The following is an 18839-nucleotide window of genomic DNA, read 5'->3' on the forward strand; positions in this document are numbered from 1 at the left end:
TTAATATTTGATGAACTTTAGTACTCAAAGTTATATAAAATTGATGCTAATCCTGAATAAATGTAGTTATCTTCCACTAAAGGGGAGTTTTTAGCACTTTTAGGAAGGAGATCGTATCTGAAATTAAAAAGTGCAGAAAAGTTTTTTGTGATTGGAAATCCAATGTAAGTTTGTACACCAAATTCGAAACCGTCATCAGCTTTGTAAGCGGGTCTGTTTAATGATAAATTAACTTCATTATCCTTAACACCGTAATAATAATTGACAAATTTTTCACTCATATAAAGCATAATGACACTAGGATAAAAGTTAACTTTTCCTATACTGTATTTAGTCCCGATCTCTGTTCTGTTAACCCATGATTTGTTGTATCCCAGAAGATCGTGAAGAAGCATATTTTCTATATATGTATCTTTATACTTTGCACTAAAAGCTAAACCGCCTTCAATTGAGCTTTTTTTCTCATCCATTCCTGAAAGAATTTCAGAATCACCCGGTTTATAACCTAAAGTTCTCGGCTGTGCAGTGAGTGATAACCCCCATGCAAAATCATCTTTTTTATCCCCTAAAAAGTAGATACCTGCTCTTGACCATCTAACATAAAAGATCGAGTTGTCAAAAAAGATAACAGGTGAGGGAATAACCATATTTGATGTACTTTTATATGGTTGTGATTGTACATACGGACCAAAACCGATACTCACCTCTTGTTTTTTTTCTTCGGCAAAGAGTATATTTATAAATAAAAGGAAGCCTAGGAGAAGGTATCTCATTTTACCACCTTAATCATATAAAAATAGTTTGGTTCGTTTGGATCGTAATAAGGCTTGACGATTGCAGTCTGATACCCTTCAGATTGGGTGATGGAGATAACTTTTCCAACTTTAAGACCTTTGAAAAAGATATTATCAAGTCCCGATGTTACCACTTCATCCCCTTCGTTAATGCTAAACCAAGCAGGAATGAAGTTGATTATAATATATTGATCATTATTTCCGTGTGCAATTCCGGGAGCTTTCACATCACCGATATATACTGAATAAGCACTTTTGATATCGCTGTTTAATAAAGCTAAAGGTTTAGAGTCGTTTTCAATGACGATCCCCGCAACCATCTCTTTATAAGTAAGTCCATAGATCTTAGAAGAGTTATAATCTTCAACATCCAACCATAAACGGTTAAGATTTCCAAGCTTTTGATAAGAGATGCTACGTACAAGCTGCGCCTGCGGATTTATACTTAAGTTTGAATCATTCGCTTTATAAAGATCATCTATCTCAGAAGCAAGTTCCTGCATAACGAGATGATTGTTTTCATATTGTTGCAGTTGCTCTTTTAATTCATCGATAGTATCTGCTTGAAAAAAGTGTCTGTCTATACTATTGCCGATGTTAGAGATTGTATTGTGGTAAGATGTTTTAATAAAGTTGAGTGAACTTATAAAAGGTTTTTGAACAGTTGAAGAGTAGTTTAATGCACCCACAAAGAGTGCAATAAGTATGAAAAAATAAACAATCGAAGATTTATTCATTCTCAAATAGTTCTTGGAGGATATCGATCTCTTCTAAAGCACGACCAGTTCCGCGAGCAACCGCTAAAAGTGGTTCATCTGCTACAAAAACAGGGATTTTTACGATGTCAGAGAGGTATTTATCAAGTTGACGGATAAGTGCACCACCACCAGTTAAGATAATACCGTGATTTACGATGTCACCTGCAAGATCTGGAGGCATAATCTCTAAAACGTCACGAAGTGCTTCAGCAATCTCTTTAAGAGGTTCTTTCATAGCATCACGAGCATCGTCAGATGTAAGTTCAACTGAGCTTAAAAGTCCTTCAACTTGGTCACGACCGTTGATGATCATAGAAAGTGGTTCATCTAAAGTAACAGCTGTACCGATAGTGATTTTGATCTCTTCAGCTACACGCTCACCGATAAGTAAGTTGTATTTTTTTCTTACGTAGTTAATGATACCTTGATCTATCTTGTCACCTGCAGTTCTGATTGACTTAGAAAGTACAAGACCACCAAGTGAAACAACACCGATCTCAGTAGTACCACCACCGATATCAACAACTAAGTTACCTTGTGGCTCACGGATATCAACACCGGCACCGATTGCAGCTGCCATTGGCTCTTCGATCAGGTAAACTTCTCTAGCACCTGCACTCATAGCAGATTCACGAACTGCTTTTCTCTCAACCTGAGTAAGTCCGTAAGGTACACAGATAATGATACGTGGAGAGATAAGAGAACTTCTACCGTGTGCTTTTTCGATAAACTTTCTGATCATCTTCTCTGTCATATCGAAATCGGCGATAACACCGTCACGCATAGGACGGATAGCTCTGATATTTCCTGGAGTTTTACCAACCATCTCTTTTGCTTCATGTCCAACAGCTAAAACTCTGCTTTGTCCATATTTCTCAGATTTAACAGCAACAACTGAAGGTTCATTAATAATGATACCTCTTCCTTTTGCTATAACGATAGTATTTGCTGTTCCTAAGTCGATTGAAAGATCGTTTGAAAATAGCCCAATAAATTTGTTAAAAATCATACTCTTACCTTATGCTGATATTTCTGTTGTTTTTTTAATATATGCCGGTTGTTCACCATTCTCGATAACTTCTTTAGTGATAAGTACTTCATACCCACTATATTCAGGAAGTTCATACATAATATCGATCATAGCTTCTTCTAAAATTGCACGAAGTCCGCGAGCACCCGTTTTACGTTTAATTGCTTTTTGTGCGATAGCACGAAGTGCATCATCTTCAAAACTAAGTTCAACATTGTCGATTGAGAAAAGTTTTATATATTGTTTAATAAGTGAATTTTTAGGCTCAGTTAAAATGCGAACCATATCATCTTCCGTAATCTCGTTAAGAGAAGCGATAATCGGTAGACGACCTATAAGTTCAGGAATAAGTCCGTACTGTACCAGATCATCAGGCTCAACCATATCAAAAGTCGGTTTTTTCTCGTCTTTAGTTTTTTTATCGTGTCCGAAACCTAGTACATTTTCACCTTGCTTACGTTTTAGGATCTCTTCTAAACCGTCAAATGCACCGCCACAAATAAATAAAATATTTGAAGTATCAACTGCCGTAAACTCTTGATTTGGATGTTTTCTACCACCTTTTGGCGGAATGTTTACAGATGAACCTTCAATAATTTTAAGAAGAGCTTGCTGTACACCTTCCCCTGAAACATCACGAGTGATAGAACGGTTTTCACTCATACGTGAAACTTTGTCTATCTCATCTAAAAAGATGATCCCTTTTTGTGCACGTTCAACATCACCGTCTGCTGCTTGGATCAGTTTTGTTAAGATATTCTCAACATCTTCACCTACGTATCCTGCTTCTGTTAAACTTGTAGCATCAGCGATAGCGATAGGTACGTTTAATACTCTGGCAATTGTTTGCGCCATTAATGTTTTACCGCTACCTGTCGGTCCAATTAAAAGGATGTTTGATTTTGCGATCTCTGTATCGTCATCTTCAATGTTTGCTGTTTTGAAGATTCTTTTATAGTGGTTGTAAACAGCTACACTTAAAAGTTTACGTGCACGCTCTTGACCTATGATATAGTCCCCTAAGAATTTATCTAACTCTTTTGGTGTCATAAGTTTTTCTACGGCATCTACAAGCTCTTCACTTTGTTCATGTGCTAGAGATTCTTTTTCATCTCCGAACATGATTTTATATGCTGAGATCACACAGTTTTTACAGATATATACACCGTTTCCGGCAATTAGCGGATTTGTTTCACTCTCACTTGCATCACAAAAGCTACAATGTCTATGAATCATAATTAATTTTTCCTTTCAAATGGAATACCACGTTTTGTCTTGATAACAAAGTTACAAAGATCAGTAACGTAATGGTTGTCCGTACTCTCTAGTAGTTCACTAGCACTATCTTTTAACGGCTTTCCAGATTCAAAAAGTTCACGATATGCAGATTTTAGTGCATTGATGTCATCACGTTCAATATGGCGTCTAAGACCCGTAAGGTTTAGTCCTCTTAAACTTGCACGATTTCCCTCAGCCATACAAAACGGAGGTACATCTTGTGCAAGTGCAGAAGCTCCACCAACCATAGCATAGTCACCGATGTGAACAAACTGATGGATAGGTGTCATACCGCCAACTACTACATAGTCACCTAACTCTACGTGACCAGCTAACGTTGCAGCATTTGCTAAGATACAGTGGTTACCGATGATTACATCGTGACCAAGGTGTACATACCCCATAAAAAGGTTATGGTTTCCGATGATAGTTTTACCACCGCCACCTTTTGTCCCCGGATTGAAAAGTGTGAACTCTCTTATCTTATTATTATCACCGATAATTAGTTCAACATCTTCACCTTCAAATTTTAAGTCTTGCGGAATCGAACCGATAACAGCGTGTGAAAAAATCTCATTGTTTTTTCCGATCGTCGTTTTACCGTAGATACAAGCACCTTGTGCTATCTTTGTACCATCTCCGATCACAGCTTCGCTAGATACGTGGCAAAACGGTCCAATCTCAACATTTTCACCGATAACTGCACCATCTTCGATGATTGCTAGTTTGGAAATATTACTCAATTTTTAACCTTATTTATCTACGATCATAGCTTTTAGTTCAGCTTCACTTGTTAACTTACCGTCAACATAAGCTTCACCTTTTAGTAACCAAATAGCACCTTTATGTTTGATAACAGAGATTCTGTACTCAAGACGATCACCAGGTTTTACAGGATTTCTAAATTTTGCTTTATCGATACTCATAAAGTATACAACTTTATTTTTTACTTCTTCTTCGCTTAAATCGTCCATACTTTTAAAAGCTAAAACGCCACCTGCTTGTGCCATACCTTCTAAGATCATAACGCCAGGGTAGATCGGGTGACCAGGAAAGTGTCCTTCAAATACCGGTTCAGAAATAGATACGTTTTTGTAACCAACAAGTGATTCGTTTTTCACGATCTCTGTAATTCTGTCAACAAGTAAGAAAGGGTAACGGTGAGGTAATATGTTTTGAATCTCTACAACATCCATAATCATAGTTTTATAGCCTTAGATAATAATTTTGGATATTTTACCTAAAAATTCATTATAAAATTATTATCTTTTCTTTTGTGTCCTCATAAGTTGTCGCATCAAGTTCTATGGTAAGTTTTGTATCTGGGATGTTTTCAACAACGATGATAGGACTGAGATCATAGTCGGTATTGTTAATTTTTTTTCTAAAAGTCAACTCTTGTTCATACGATAAAGGGTTATAGATAAGCTCTTTTACGGTTTTGTAATTAGTAGAATTTTGCTCGTTGAAAAACTCTAAAGTGACGAACTTTATCTCTTCACGGTTAAAGTAGTGAATGTTATGAGCTGCGAACTCTATGCGTCCTTGTGCTTTTTTTCTTGGAAGTGTCGAGTAGGAAAGGGCATAAGCATCTAATGCATCTTTTTTGCCGCTGATAAGTTGAAAGTTAAACTGTCTGTAGTTTAAAAACTTTTGTTTGATAATTTTGTATTCAATACCCTTCTCTTCAAGCTCGTTTCTATAAGTATACATCTCTAAACGCTCTTCGATCGAAGCAGGCAGAGTCTGTCCGGAAATAGGGGAGAACATCTCATCCATAAGTTTGTCTTGATGTTCTCTTTGCATCGTTAAACCAAAAAGACAACCGCAATAATCTTGGCGGTAAAGCTGCTCCTCTTTTGTCACTCGTGATTGGTCCTGTGTACCGCCGCCGCTTCTGTAATCTACGGCAATAAACTCTACGCCGTGTTTTGCATGAAAATCATCGCCTACACGTTTGAGTTGTTCTTGTGATTTTAGTGGGCTGACAAGTAAAGTAGTAGTGATCTTTTTTTCGCCTAGTTCAAGAGCCTTTTTTGCACTTGTGATGAAGCGTTTGTCAAAACAGACTTCACAGCGAGCCCCTTTTTCTGGCTCTTTTTCAAGGCCTCGTACAGCATCGATCCAGTTTTCAAAATCGTACTCACCCTCGAGCAGATCGATGCCGAGTTTTTTACAAGATCGTTGGACATCAAGGTAGCGTAGTTGATATTCTGAATATGGATGGATGTTAGGATCGTAAAAAAATCCAGTCAGTTTTTCCTCTGGAAAATCTTTTTGTAACTTCTCTAAGAAAAAGTGACTGTCAACCGAACAGCAGATATGAACTAGCATAGAACCTCATTTAAAGTATTTATGAAATTATAGTTGAAATCTTCTAATAAAGAAAGATGATGAATTATTTTAAAAAATATTTTAAGTAGGAAATTATTAAGAGAAGAAAAATGGAGCTAGAAAAAGCTCCATTAAAAAAGTAAAGCTTACGCTCTCTCTTTGAAGATCTCAATTGAGTTGATCTCGTCTTGCATTCTGATATCATCAAGAACAGACATAGATTCAGCGTCGTTTTCTTCGATACCACCGAATACAGTGTGAACACCGTCTAAGTGTGGACAAGGAACGAAACAGATGAAGAATTGGCTACCACCAGTGTTTGGTCCAGCGTGAGCCATAGATAATGTTCCTTTTACGTGTTTGTGAGTGTTTTTGTCAGTCTCACAAGCGATCGCCCAGTCAGGTCCGCCAGTACCAGTTCCGTGTGGACATCCACCTTGTGCCATGAAACCTGGAATAACTCTGTGGAAGTTTAAGTCATTGTAAAAACCAGTGCTTGCTAAGTGAGCAAAGTTTGCAACAGTATTTGGTGTCTCTTCAGGATAAAGTTTGATCCAGATATCACCTTTGTTTGTAGATACTTTTGCCCATTGAAACTCATTAACATTTGTTAAGTCGTACTCTTTTAGTTGTCTTCCGAACATATTATTGCCTTTTTATTTTTTTGAAATTATAGTCAAACTTGATAAATTTTGTATAATTCTTTTATGAAAGAACTATTTATTAAGTTACAGAACTATTTGATCTTGCGTTTTAACTCTGTAACGATCCGTCAGGCAAATATATTAACAACATTAACTATTTTGCTTTTTACTATTATATTTGCATACCTGTTGATCAAGGAAAACTACCATGATTACGAAAAGACACTTTCACAACAGCATCACGAACAGATTGCGGGTACTCCTTACGATTATGATGTCGCTCAAGAAAAATTGAAATCTCTTTTGATCAAAAATACTTTGGCAATTGCAACACTTGCATTTATACTTTTTGCGATCATGCTTGGGTTTTATAAGATATTTAATACTTTAATTCAAAGAGATATGAAAGCATTTTTGGATTTTTTTAATGATGCGGCACACAAAGATCAGGTGTTAAATCCACATACGATCTTTTTTAAAGAGTTTAAAACAATGGTGACCTATGCCAATGATATGGTAGATACTATTAATGAGCAGAAAAGTTCACTCAAAGAGTTAAATCTTCATCTAGAAGACAAAGTAAAGGCAAAAACACAAGATTTAGAGAGAATCCTTGAGGCGCAAAAAGAGTTTTTACGTTACACGGTACATGAGACAAATACGCCACTTAGTGTTATACTTACGTCTTTAGAACTTTATGAGATGGAACACGAAAAAGACAGACACCTCTCAAAAGTGGAAGCGGCGGCAAAAAATATCTTTAATATCTATGACGACCTGAGTTACTTGGTAAAAAAAGAGCATGTAGATTATCCAAAAGCTTCGATTGATATCAACAAGTTTGTAAAAAGCAGGGTAGATTTTTTCACTGAAGTGGCATATCTTTCTAAACTCTCTTTTTCATATGTGAGTGAAGTTGAAGATCTCTATATCTTTTTTAACGAGACAAAACTGCAACGTATTATAGATAACAGCATTACAAATGCGATCAAGTATACCTTTCAGAATGAGATTATAGATATTAAACTCACAAAGACGTTACAATATGTAGAGTTCTCGATCGGCAGTCATTCTCAACCAATTAAAGATGTTGATAAAATATTTGATGAATATTATAGAGAAGATGCAAAGAGTGTTGCAAGTGAAAAAGGATTTGGGATAGGTTTGAGACTAGTGAAGAACATATGCGATGAAGAGGGTGTCGTTATAGTGATCGATCTAAATGAAAAACAAAATACTTTTAAATATAGATTTAAAATAATGGGTGAATAATGAAGATACTGTTATTAGAAGATGAAGTGATGTTAAATGAATCTATTTGTGAGTATTTAGAATCATTCGGTCACGTCGTAGAACCTTTTTTTGATGGCCAAGAAGCATTTGATGCGATGAAGCAAAACAGCTACGACCTTTTCATCCTTGATATTAACGTCCCTCAAATTGACGGACTCTCACTTCTCGAACAGTTACATGCTTTAAAGATTCATGTCCCTACCATCTACATAAGTGCCTTGGTAGATATAGAAGATATCTCACGTGCATACAATCTTGGGTGTTACGATTATCTTAAAAAACCTTTTCATCTTAAAGAGTTGGCACTGAGAATCGACAGAATAGTAGCAACATCGAAAACACCTAACGTACATCTTGTACTTTCAAAAAACTATAGTTACGATCAGCAACATGCAACGCTTTTCTTTCAACAAGAACCGCAAACACTTACAAAAAAACAGATGCAGATTATTGATCTATTGGCGAGAAACAGAGGTTTGGTAGTTGACTTTGAACAGTTCCAGGAATATGTCTGGAGTGATACTATAGTTGACAACGCTACCATCCGTGCCGAGATAAACAGACTCAAAAAGATTCTTAAAGAGGATATGGTCGTGAATGTCCGCGGTATGGGTTATATGATCGAAAAACCGTAGTTACTTCTCTTTATACCTCAATAGTTTCAATATAAAATTTACTAATATCTTTCAATTGCTACACTCCTGCTACGCTTGTACTTTATCATTCGCTCCATTATTTTATCATTGATGAGGGAGAACAATGAAGTCTATATCTATTAGAATGAAAATTCTATTATTAATGGTGGTTACAGTGGCTGCCGTATCTATCGCACTTATTATTGAGTCGATTTTTACTATAAATGAGATGACGGAAAACAATATAGCTGCGTATAAAAAAGAGGCGTACAAAAATAAAGAGCTGGAGCTAAAAAACTATGTAGATGTTGCACTGAAATCTGTAGAGTCGTTTTATGAGAGAACATCTGAAGAGAAACTCAAAAAAGAGGTTGAAGCAGATTTAAAAACACAAACAGAGTTTCTCTTTACTATACTGGAAGAAGCTTACAAGAGAAACAAAGACTCTATGTCAAAAGCTGCCTTGCAAGAACATTTAAAATCATTGGTAGCATCTGCAAAATATGGGGAGAATGGCTACTTTTGGATCAACGATTTTACTCCAACAATGATCATGCATCCTCTCAAACCATCTTTAAACGGAAAGAATCTTACAGGTTTTAAAGATCCAAACGGAGTATATCTTTTTAACGAAATGGTCAAGGTTGTACAAAATAAAGGGGAAGGGTTTGTAAACTACAGCTGGTCGAAACCCGGTTTTAAAACTCCGCAACCTAAAATATCTTATGTAAAAAAGTTTAAACAGTACAATTGGATTATAGGGACAGGGGCATATGTGTCTGATGTAACTGCTAAAATGAAGTCTGAAGCACTTAAAACAATTTCCCAAATGCGTTTTGGAAAGGGCGGTTATTTTTGGATCAACGATTTAATGCCAAAGATGATTATGCATCCAATAAAACCATCATTAAACGGAAAAGATATATCTGAGGTAAAAGATCCAAACGGTGTATACCTTTTTATGGAGATGGTGAAAACTGTCAAAAGCCAGGACGAAGGGATGGTGCAATACAGTTGGTCTAAACCAAATGAACAAAATCCGGTTCCAAAAATGTCATATGTTGTACTTTTTAAAAAATGGGGATGGATAATCGGTACAGGTGAATACATAGATAATATTGAAAAAGAGATAGCCAAAATGAGAAGAAAAGCAGACAAGGCTATCTTTGAATCTATCACTTTTATTATTATGATATCTATTGCTCTTTCTGTAGTTATAGGAATCATAGCGATCGTAGTTGCCGAGAAGGGAATAGTAGCTCCAATTCGAGAGATATTGACTGTTACCAAAAATTTGGCAAGGGGTGAAGGTGACCTGACAAAAAGGGTTAATGTTCATAGTCGTGACGAGATCAAAGAGGTAGCGGATAATATAAATGAATTTATCAGTAAAGTACATACAAGTGTAAACGGAGCGAAAACTTCCAGTTTTGAAAACTCGGCAGTTTCCCATGAACTTTCCGCAACGGCAACTATGTTGGGGAGTAATGTAGATAAATCAGTGAGTATAGTTAGTGAGACGACTGAGAATGCGATCAGGACAAATTCTCAAATAAAACTTTCCATAGAAGATGCTATCAACTCTAAAGAAGAGATGGTAGAGGCTAATAAGATGTTAAACAATGCTAAAGATGATATTGTGCTGCTTACAACAAAAGTACAAAGCAGTGTTGAGTCAGAACTGGAGTTAGCAGGAAAAATTGAAACACTTTCACAAGAGACTGCACAGGTAAAAGATGTATTAGTTGTTATCTCCGATATAGCAGACCAAACAAATCTACTTGCACTTAATGCTGCAATTGAGGCAGCTCGAGCGGGAGAACACGGACGTGGATTCGCAGTAGTTGCCGATGAGGTAAGAAAACTGGCAGAGCGTACACAAAATACGTTAGCAGAGATCAATGCTACGATAAGTATCATCGTTCAATCGACTGAAACAGCAAGCCAAGAGATGAATATAAATTCTCAACAGATGCAAAAACTCTCTGAGATCTCTATTGATGTTGAACAACGTATAGAGTCAACGACACAAATTGTAAACAGGGCTACAGAGGCGACAGACAGGACTGTGCAGGATTTTGAAAATACCGGAAAACAGATTGATGAGATACTCGGTGGTATAGAGGAGATAAATACAATCTCCCTTGGAAATGCTAGAAGTGTAGAAGAAATTATGGTAGCAGCACAACACCTAAATAACATGACACACGAGCTTTCTTCAAAACTTGAACAGTTCAGAACATAATTGTTGTTACTTTTTTTCACATAATGGAAATTTAAATATAAAATTTCCTAAGATTCTTCTTTTGCTACGTTCATGCTATTTTTGTTCTTTAGCATTAGAGTTGAATAGTTTAACGGGGAGAAACTAAATGAAAAAAGTAGTAACAACATCACTTGTAAGTCTTGGACTTCTTTCAAGTGTAAGTTTAAATGCGGCAGATGATCTTAGCTCTATGTTTTCTGAGGGGAAAACTAGCGGACAGATTCGTATGTTTGCTATTGATCGTGATTATGTAAATAAAGATTTACATCGTAGTGGGTTATCTTTAGGTGGACATCTAAAGTTTGAAACAGCTGATTATAACGGCTTAAGTGCAGGTGCAGCATTTTATACAGTTAATAAGTTAGATGAGTGGACTGGTACGGTAGAACCTGCACTATTTGGTCCTAATAACAGTAGTTATGACCTTTTAGGTGAAACATATCTACAATATACTCGTGGAAATACTACATTTAAAGGTGGTCGTCAGAAACTTGATACTCCTTTAGCTGGTAGCGATGATGCTAGAACATTACCAAACTTATTTGAAGCATATATTGTTACAAATACAGATATTGCAGATACAACTATCGTAGCTGGACATATTACAAAATTTGCTCAAGGTACATTCGGTCGTGTATATGGGAATCAAGATACACCAAGTAATTTAGCTGTTACAGCGGGTTATTCATACTTTAACAGTGTTGACAATGCTGGCAAGTTTGTAAATATGGGTACATATGCTATCAATGAAAAAACTGCAGGTGTAAGTGTAGCTGCAGCTGTTTATACAGGTGTTGAAAACCTAAAAATACAAGTATGGGATTACTATGCTCATGATATTTTAAATGCTATCTATGCTGATGCTAATTATGGTGTGAAACTTGATGGTTATTCTCCATATGTTGCAGCGCAGTTTATTAGAGAAGATGCTATAGGCGATAAACTTGTTGGTGAAGTTTCATCTATGTATGGTGCTGCAAAAGCAGGTGTTAAGTTTGGTGGATTTAATGTATATGCTGCATATTCACAAACAACTGAATCTAATGGTAATGCATTATTAAAATCTATTATTACTCCATGGGGTGGTATGCCTGCTTATACACAAGGTATGGTAACTCGTCACCAATTTTTAGCTGGAACAAAAGCTACAAAAGTTGCTGGAACATATAGTTTTAAAGATATGGGTGTGAATTTATCAACAACTGCATACTATACATCTTTTGATATGGATGAGAATAGTGGATACGGTACTGCACGTACAGCTACTGAAAGCGGTTTTGATGCTATTTACTACCCAGAAGCAGTGAAAAACCTTCAGTTACGTTTACGTGGAAACTTCCCAAGAGACTTTATAGGGACAGTTGGTTGGAATGAATATAGATTTATAGTAAACTATAATTTCTAGAAAAAAAGGAGAGAAGATGAATAAAGAATTAATTGAACAGATTAAATCTAATCCGGATTACCAAACATTGGTAAAGAAAAGAACATCTTTTGCGATCGTTTTAACAATTGTAATGTTAATAGTTTACTTTGCATTTATTTTAACAATAGCATTTGACCCGTCATTACTTGGACAACCGTTAAGTAGTGAGAGTGTAACAACAGTAGGTATTCCGGTTGGAATTACTGTAATTGTGATCGCGTTTATACTTACAGGTATTTACACTACAAGAGCAAACGGTGAGTTTGATGAACTTGCAAACAGAGTAAAAAACTCTGTTAAAGGGGATAAATAATGAATAGAGCTTTTTTATTTTTAATTTTAGGATCTATCGCTGTATTCGCAAGTGGTGCGATCGAAGGTGAAGTTGCGAAGCAAGAGTTAAATATCTCTGCTATCGTAATGTTCTTAATCTTTGTAAGTGGTACTTTAGGTATCACTTATTGGGCTGCTAAGCGTACAAAATCTGCAAAAGATTTCTATACTGCAGGTGGTGGTATTACTGGTTTTCAAAACGGTATGGCAATTGCGGGTGACTATATGTCAGCGGCATCATTTCTTGGTATTTCCGGTCTTGTTTACTTAAAAGGGTATGATGGTCTTATCTACTCTATCGGTTTCTTAGTTGGTTGGCCAATCATCCTTTTCTTAATTGCTGAGCCTTTAAGAAATCTTGGTAAATATACGTTTGCTGACGTTGCTTCATATAGACTACGTCAAACACCTATCCGTACATTAGCGGCATTTGGTTCGATCGCAACGGTAATTTTATACCTAATTGCACAAATGGTTGGTTCTGGAAAGCTTATTCAGCTTCTATTTGGTCTTAACTATGAAGTAGCGGTAATACTTGTTGGTGTACTAATGGTACTTTATGTAACATTCGGTGGTATGCTTGCAACTACTTGGGTACAGATCATTAAGGCGTTCCTATTATTATCTGGTGCTACATTTATGGCAATCGCTGTTATGGCACATTACGATTTCTCATTCGGTTCGTTATTTGCAAAAGCTGTTGAAGTAAAAGGTGAGGCTATTATGAGTCCGGGTGGTCTTGTAAGTGATCCTATTTCAGCTATCTCACTTGCGATCGCATTAATGTTTGGTACAGCTGGTTTACCACACATCTTAATGAGATTTTTTACTGTAAGTGATGCGAAAGAAGCACGTAAGTCTGTATTCTTTGCAACTGGATTTATCGGATATTTCTATATTCTTACGTTCATCATCGGTTTCGGTGCGATTGTAATGGTATTCCAAAATCCACAATATTTAGATTTAGCAAAACAAGCGATTTCTGGTGGTAGCCCGATTCTTGGTGGAAACAACATGGCGGCAATTCACTTAAGTCATGCAGTAGGTGGAGATTTCTTCCTAGGTTTCATTTCAGCGGTTGCATTCGCTACTATCTTAGCGGTTGTTTCAGGTTTAACACTTGCTGGTGCATCGGCTATTTCACACGACCTTTACGCATCTGTGTTTAAAAAAGGTGAAGTAGATTCAATGAAAGAGATGAGAGTTTCAAAAATTGCAACTATCGTTCTTGGAATTGTAGCTATCATTATGGGTATCGCGTTTGAGAAACAAAACATCGCGTTTGTTGTTGGTTTGGCGTTTGCTATTGCAGCATCGGCTAACTTCCCTGTACTTTTCTTATCAATGTACTGGAGAAGATTAACTACTCGCGGTGCGGTAATCGGTGGAAGTTTAGGTCTTGCTACGGCAGTTATCCTAGTTATCCTTGGTCCAATCGTTTGGGTACAGATTTTAGGAAATGCAGAAGCAATTTTCCCATATAAATATCCGGCACTTTTCTCAGTATTAGTATCGTTTGTTGGTATCTGGTTCTTTTCAATTACAGATAATTCTGAAAATGCGAAAAATGAACAAGAGATGTTCGAAGCGCAATATATTAGAAGCCAAACTGGAATTGGTGCAGAGGGTGCAGTAGAGCATTAAAAAATGAGTATATTAGATCAAAGACGTTTAATCGAGTCTATCCATCCTTTTGAATTGTTAAGTTCTTTTGAACTTGACAATTTGATGTCCAAGATAGATATTGCTTACTATCCTAAAGAAACCCTGCTTATCTCTCGGAATTTAGAGAGTATAGCTTTTTATATAATTATAAAAGGGCAAGTTGCAGAATACATCGATGATGAACTGTACAATATTTATAACGAGGGTGATAGCTTCGATGCCGACTCCTTGATCTATAATAAAACCAATTCCCGCTTCGTTGTCACCGAGGATCTCATATGCTATGAGATCAAAAAAGAGGACTTCCTCGATCTCATGCAAAACAAAAAGATCCAAGGCTACTTTCTACAAGACTTTATCTCACGCCATAAACAACTCAAAGAGTATCATAGCAGCAGTGAATTTACCCCATTTTTAGTTTCCAAAGTTTCAGACATATACCTTCATGCCGCATGCATAGTTACTCCAGATATTTCGATCCACGACGCACTCCAAAAACAAAAAGAATTACAATCTAGTATTATCATTGTTGAAGAGCTTTCTCGTGTAGTTACAGATGCAGATTTAAAAGAGCAGGTGCTTCTCGGCGATGTAACCGTAGATGCTCCGATTCGCTCTATTGCATCATCGAAAATGGTATGTGTAGATAAAAACGATTTTCTTTTTAATGTCCTGTTAGTTATGACACATGAAGAGGTTAGACGTGTAATTGTAAAAGAGAACAACACTATTGTAGGTGTATTGGAACAGCTTGATCTATTAAGCTTCTTTGCAAACCATTCACACCTTGTAGCGGTACAAATCGATCGTGCAAATTCGATCGAAGATTTGACAGACATTCAGCAGGATCTGCGAAACCTTATTTTAGCACTTACAACAAAAGGTGTAAAAGTACGTTACATCACAAAACTGGTTTCTGCACTCAATGAAAAAATATACAAAAAAGTTTTTGAAATGTGTGTGGAAGAGTCGCTAAGAGAAAAATGTGCACTCATTGTAATGGGAAGTGAAGGGCGTGAAGAGCAGGGGCTTAAAAGCGATCAGGATAACGCTTTGATCATCGATCCGAGTGTTGCTATTGAGCTGTTTGAAGAGCCGATGCTAAAACTAAACGACTATTTACTTCGCATAGGATTCCCTCCTTGTAAAGGGGATGTAATGGTAAGTAATCCTTTTTGGAGAAGAGACCTAAATACATATAAAGAACTTATAGATACTTGGTCTTCTTCTTTAGATGAAGCTACTTTACAAAATATGAGTATTTTCGTAGATGCAAAATGTGTTGCGGGAAATTGTGCTCTTTTAGATGAACTAACAGACTTTTTAGGGCACAGATTTGAGGCAAGGGATGATGTACTTGCCCATATGGCAAAAGCAGTTATCCATTTTGATACACCGTTAACGGTATTTTCAAATTTTGTTGTGCAAAAAAGCCATGCGAATAAACTTGATATTAAGAAAGGAGGGTTGTTTGCGTTGGTACACGGCGTACGATGTTTATCGTTGCAGTACCATATTAGAGATACGAATACAGTAGAGAGAATTAAACAACTAAACAACAAAGGTGTGATAGATAAAAATTTTGCATCTGAACTGATTGAGAGCTTTGACACACTATCTTCTATCAGATTAAAAACAATGCTAAATGCAAAAAACTTGGAAGATGATAACTTCCTTGATCCAAACTCTTTAGATAAAGTACAAAAAGATCTGTTAAAAGATAGTTTGAAAATAGTAAACAAATTTAAAAAATTTATCTCATTTCACTTTCATTTGGAGATGGTGAGCTAATGTTTACATCTTTAGTAAGATCTTTTAAAAAATATAGGGATTTTAAAAGATTAAAAGATAAAGATTTTGCATTTTTATTTTGTGAAAACAAAGATGATGAAATTGTCGTATTTGATACGGAAACAACAGGGCTTGATCCAAAAAAAGATGAGATACTCTCAATAGGTGCGGTAAAAGTAAAAAACAATAAAATATTAACATCACAGACATTTGAAGTTTATTTGAAAAATTCTAAGGAGATAGATGCAAAAAGTATAGAAATTCATGGCATTCGTCCTTGTGATTTAGTAAATGCTAAAGATAGTGATGAAGCCATAAAAGAGTTTTTAAAATTTATAGGAAGTTCAAAATTAGTTGGGTATTATTTAGAGTTTGATGTCGCTATGATTAACAGATATACAAGACCGCTTTTAGGTATAGAGTTACCGAATGAAATGGTTGAGATTTCTGAATTATATTTTGATAAAACAATTACTTTAATACCTCAAGGAAATATTGATTTACGCTTCGATACAATCATGCAAAACTATGATTTACCAAGTATGGGAGCCCATAATGCAGTTAATGACGCGATCATGACTGCAATGATTTATTTAAAATTAACAAACTAAATAAAGGAGACTGTAAATGTCAGAGATTCAAACTAAACCGGTTTTTAAACCAAACAAAGAGTTCGCTAAAACGGCAAGAATAAAAAACATGTGTGAGTACCAAGCGCTTCAAGATGAGGCTATGGAAAACTATGAAGGTTTTTGGGGACGTTATGCACAAGAGAAACTGGATTGGATGGAACCTTTTAATGAGGTACTAGATGAATCAAACTTCCCATTTGTAAAATGGTTCAATGGTGGTAAGCTTAATGTTGCTAGCCAATGTATTGATCGCCATTTAGAGTCTCGTAAAAATAAAGCGGCTATCATTTTCGAAGGTGATAGAGGTGACAAACAAATCATCACTTATCTTGAACTTTACTATCAAGTAAATAAATTTGCAAATCTTTTAAAAGAAGACTTCGGAGTTAAAAAAGGTGACCGTGTAGTTATCTATATGCCGATGATTCCTGAAGCTGCATTTGCTATGTTAGCTTGTGCTAGACTTGGTGCAATCCACTCGATCGTATTTGGTGGTTTCTCTGCAGAGGCTCTACGTGATAGAATCGAAGATGCTGAAGCAAAAGTTGTTATTACAGCTGACGGTGCGTTTAGAAAAACTAAGCCGTATATGCTAAAACCTGTTGTTGATGCTGCACTTGAAGGGTGTGACGTAGTTGAGAAAGTTCTAGTTGTTGAGAGAAACAACGAAGATGTTGAGTGGGTTGCTGGACGTGACTACTCTTACAATGAACTGATCAAATCTAAATCTTCAGTATGTGAAGCAGAACCTATGGATGCTGAAGATCCATTATTCTTACTTTATACATCAGGTTCAACTGGTAAACCAAAAGGTGTTCAGCATAACTCTGCTGGATATATTCTTTGGGCACAAATGACTATGGAATGGGTATTTGACGTAAAAGAGAACGATACTTACTGGTGTACTGCAGATATCGGTTGGATTACAGGTCATACTTACATTGTTTACGGTCCACTTGCAATGGGTGCTACAACAGTAATGTTTGAGGGTGTTATTACATACCCTGATGCTGGTCGTCCATGGCAAATGGTAGAAGAGTATAAAATTAACCAATTCTATACAGCTCCAACTGCAATTCGTGTATTACACAAAACGGGTGAAGATGAGCCTAAAAAATATGACATCTCATCTCTTAAAGTTCTTGGAACTGTTGGTGAGCCAATCGATCCACCGGCATGGAAATGGTACTATGAAGAAGTTGGTCAATCTAAGTGTGCTATCGTGGATACTTACTGGCAAACAGAAACAGGTGGTCACATCGTTTCTCCATTACCGGGTGCTACTCCTATTAAACCTGCTTGTGCTACATTACCACTACCGGGTATCATGGGTGAGATCTTAGATCCTGAAACTGGTAAAAAAGTTGGTGTAAATGAAAAAGGTTATATGTGTGTTACACGTCCTTGGCCGTCAATGATCCGTGGTGTTTGGGGTGATCCTGAAAGATTTATCAAATCTTACTTCGGTGATGTGAAAAAAGATGACAAAGCTGTTTACTTCACTGGTGACGGTGCTATCTACGATGAAGACGGTTACATTACGATCACGGGTCGTACAGATGACGTTATCAACGTAAGTGGTCACAGAATGGGTACTGCTGAAGTTGAAGCAGCAATCAAAAAACACTGGAATGTTGCAGAGGTTGCAGTTGTTGGTAAACCACATGAGATTAAAGGTGAAGGTATCTTTGCTTATGTTGTATTAAAATCTGACAACGGTGTAGCTGATGAAGTTGAAGAGATGAAAATTATCAACTCTCACATCAAACAAGAGATCGGTAACATTGCTGTATGTGACGATATCGTATTTGCTCCGGGACTTCCAAAAACTCGTTCTGGAAAAATTATGCGTCGTATCCTTCGCTCAATTGCGAAAGGTGAAGAGATCACTCAAGATATCTCAACACTAGAAGATCCTTCAGTAGTTGAAAAAATCGAAACTATGGTTAAGTCTAAATAA

The 18839-nt window shown here is 36.4% G+C and carries 17 protein-coding genes; 9 read left to right on the forward strand and 8 right to left on the reverse strand.

The features are described from left to right. Positions 1–17: 17 nt before the first annotated feature. The 8 genes from QWY88_RS00310 to QWY88_RS00345 all read right to left on the reverse strand — a co-directional run bounded on the left by QWY88_RS00310 (position 18) and on the right by QWY88_RS00345 (position 6838). Positions 18–773: a MipA/OmpV family protein gene (locus QWY88_RS00310; RefSeq protein WP_304542857.1), complete on the reverse strand. Its 756-nt coding sequence runs from the start codon at positions 771–773 to the stop codon at positions 18–20. After that, complete coding sequence (mreC, locus tag QWY88_RS00315; RefSeq protein ID WP_304542859.1) at positions 770–1531, reverse strand: rod shape-determining protein MreC; 762 nt, start codon at positions 1529–1531, stop codon at positions 770–772. Before mreC ends, QWY88_RS00310 begins: the two co-directional genes overlap by 4 nt. Next, positions 1524–2561: a rod shape-determining protein gene (locus tag QWY88_RS00320; RefSeq protein WP_283949395.1), complete on the reverse strand. Its 1038-nt coding sequence runs from the start codon at positions 2559–2561 to the stop codon at positions 1524–1526. The genes mreC and QWY88_RS00320 overlap by 8 nt, the downstream gene beginning before the upstream one ends. 9 nt (positions 2562–2570) lie before the next feature. Further along, on the reverse strand, positions 2571–3818 hold the full coding sequence (gene clpX / locus QWY88_RS00325) for an ATP-dependent Clp protease ATP-binding subunit ClpX (protein ID WP_304542862.1): 1248 nt from the start codon (positions 3816–3818) through the stop codon (positions 2571–2573). A 2-nt stretch (positions 3819–3820) separates the two neighbouring features. Further along, positions 3821–4603, reverse strand: a complete 783-nt coding sequence (gene lpxA / locus QWY88_RS00330) for an acyl-ACP--UDP-N-acetylglucosamine O-acyltransferase (protein ID WP_304542864.1) — start codon at positions 4601–4603, stop codon at positions 3821–3823. Between the two features lie 9 nt (positions 4604–4612). Then, positions 4613–5059: a 3-hydroxyacyl-ACP dehydratase FabZ gene (gene fabZ / locus QWY88_RS00335; protein ID WP_193114749.1), complete on the reverse strand. Its 447-nt coding sequence runs from the start codon at positions 5057–5059 to the stop codon at positions 4613–4615. A gap of 52 nt (positions 5060–5111) precedes the next feature. Then, the gene (locus tag QWY88_RS00340; protein WP_304542866.1) at positions 5112–6194 is read right to left on the reverse strand and encodes an epoxyqueuosine reductase QueH; all 1083 of its coding nucleotides are present in this window, start codon (positions 6192–6194) and stop codon (positions 5112–5114) included. A gap of 146 nt (positions 6195–6340) precedes the next feature. Then, positions 6341–6838, reverse strand: a complete 498-nt coding sequence (locus tag QWY88_RS00345; RefSeq protein ID WP_304542868.1) for a peptidylprolyl isomerase — start codon at positions 6836–6838, stop codon at positions 6341–6343. 63 nt (positions 6839–6901) lie between these two features. Between QWY88_RS00345 and QWY88_RS00350 the strand changes: the two genes are divergently transcribed. The 9 genes from QWY88_RS00350 (at position 6902) to acs (ending at position 18839) form a co-directional block, all read left to right on the forward strand. Beyond that, positions 6902–8110 carry a sensor histidine kinase gene (locus QWY88_RS00350; protein ID WP_304542870.1) on the forward strand — a complete coding sequence of 403 codons (1209 nt, stop codon included), beginning with the start codon at positions 6902–6904 and terminating at the stop codon, positions 8108–8110. Beyond that, positions 8110–8766 carry a response regulator transcription factor gene (locus QWY88_RS00355; RefSeq protein ID WP_304542871.1) on the forward strand — a complete coding sequence of 219 codons (657 nt, stop codon included), beginning with the start codon at positions 8110–8112 and terminating at the stop codon, positions 8764–8766. The genes QWY88_RS00350 and QWY88_RS00355 overlap by 1 nt, the downstream gene beginning before the upstream one ends. 124 nt (positions 8767–8890) lie before the next feature. Beyond that, on the forward strand, positions 8891–11011 hold the full coding sequence (locus QWY88_RS00360; RefSeq protein WP_304542873.1) for a methyl-accepting chemotaxis protein: 2121 nt from the start codon (positions 8891–8893) through the stop codon (positions 11009–11011). A gap of 127 nt (positions 11012–11138) precedes the next feature. Beyond that, positions 11139–12437 (forward strand): OprD family outer membrane porin, encoded by a 1299-nt coding sequence (locus tag QWY88_RS00365; RefSeq protein ID WP_304542875.1) that lies wholly within the window; start codon positions 11139–11141, stop codon positions 12435–12437. Between the two features lie 16 nt (positions 12438–12453). Continuing rightward, a complete protein-coding gene (locus tag QWY88_RS00370) occupies positions 12454–12771 on the forward strand; it encodes a DUF485 domain-containing protein (RefSeq protein ID WP_304542876.1) in 318 nt (105 codons plus the stop codon). Then, complete coding sequence (locus QWY88_RS00375) at positions 12771–14435, forward strand: cation acetate symporter (RefSeq protein WP_304542878.1); 1665 nt, start codon at positions 12771–12773, stop codon at positions 14433–14435. Before QWY88_RS00370 ends, QWY88_RS00375 begins: the two co-directional genes overlap by 1 nt. 3 nt (positions 14436–14438) lie before the next feature. Beyond that, on the forward strand, positions 14439–16247 hold the full coding sequence (locus QWY88_RS00380) for a putative nucleotidyltransferase substrate binding domain-containing protein (RefSeq protein ID WP_304542880.1): 1809 nt from the start codon (positions 14439–14441) through the stop codon (positions 16245–16247). After that, complete coding sequence (locus QWY88_RS00385; RefSeq protein ID WP_304542882.1) at positions 16247–16858, forward strand: 3'-5' exonuclease; 612 nt, start codon at positions 16247–16249, stop codon at positions 16856–16858. The genes QWY88_RS00380 and QWY88_RS00385 overlap by 1 nt, the downstream gene beginning before the upstream one ends. A 16-nt stretch (positions 16859–16874) precedes the next feature. Further along, on the forward strand, positions 16875–18839 hold the full coding sequence (gene acs / locus QWY88_RS00390; protein WP_304542884.1) for an acetate--CoA ligase: 1965 nt from the start codon (positions 16875–16877) through the stop codon (positions 18837–18839).

The sequence above is a fragment of the Sulfurimonas sp. hsl 1-7 genome (assembly GCF_030577135.1).
GTDB classification, from domain to species: Bacteria; Campylobacterota; Campylobacteria; order Campylobacterales; family Sulfurimonadaceae; genus Sulfurimonas; species Sulfurimonas microaerophilus.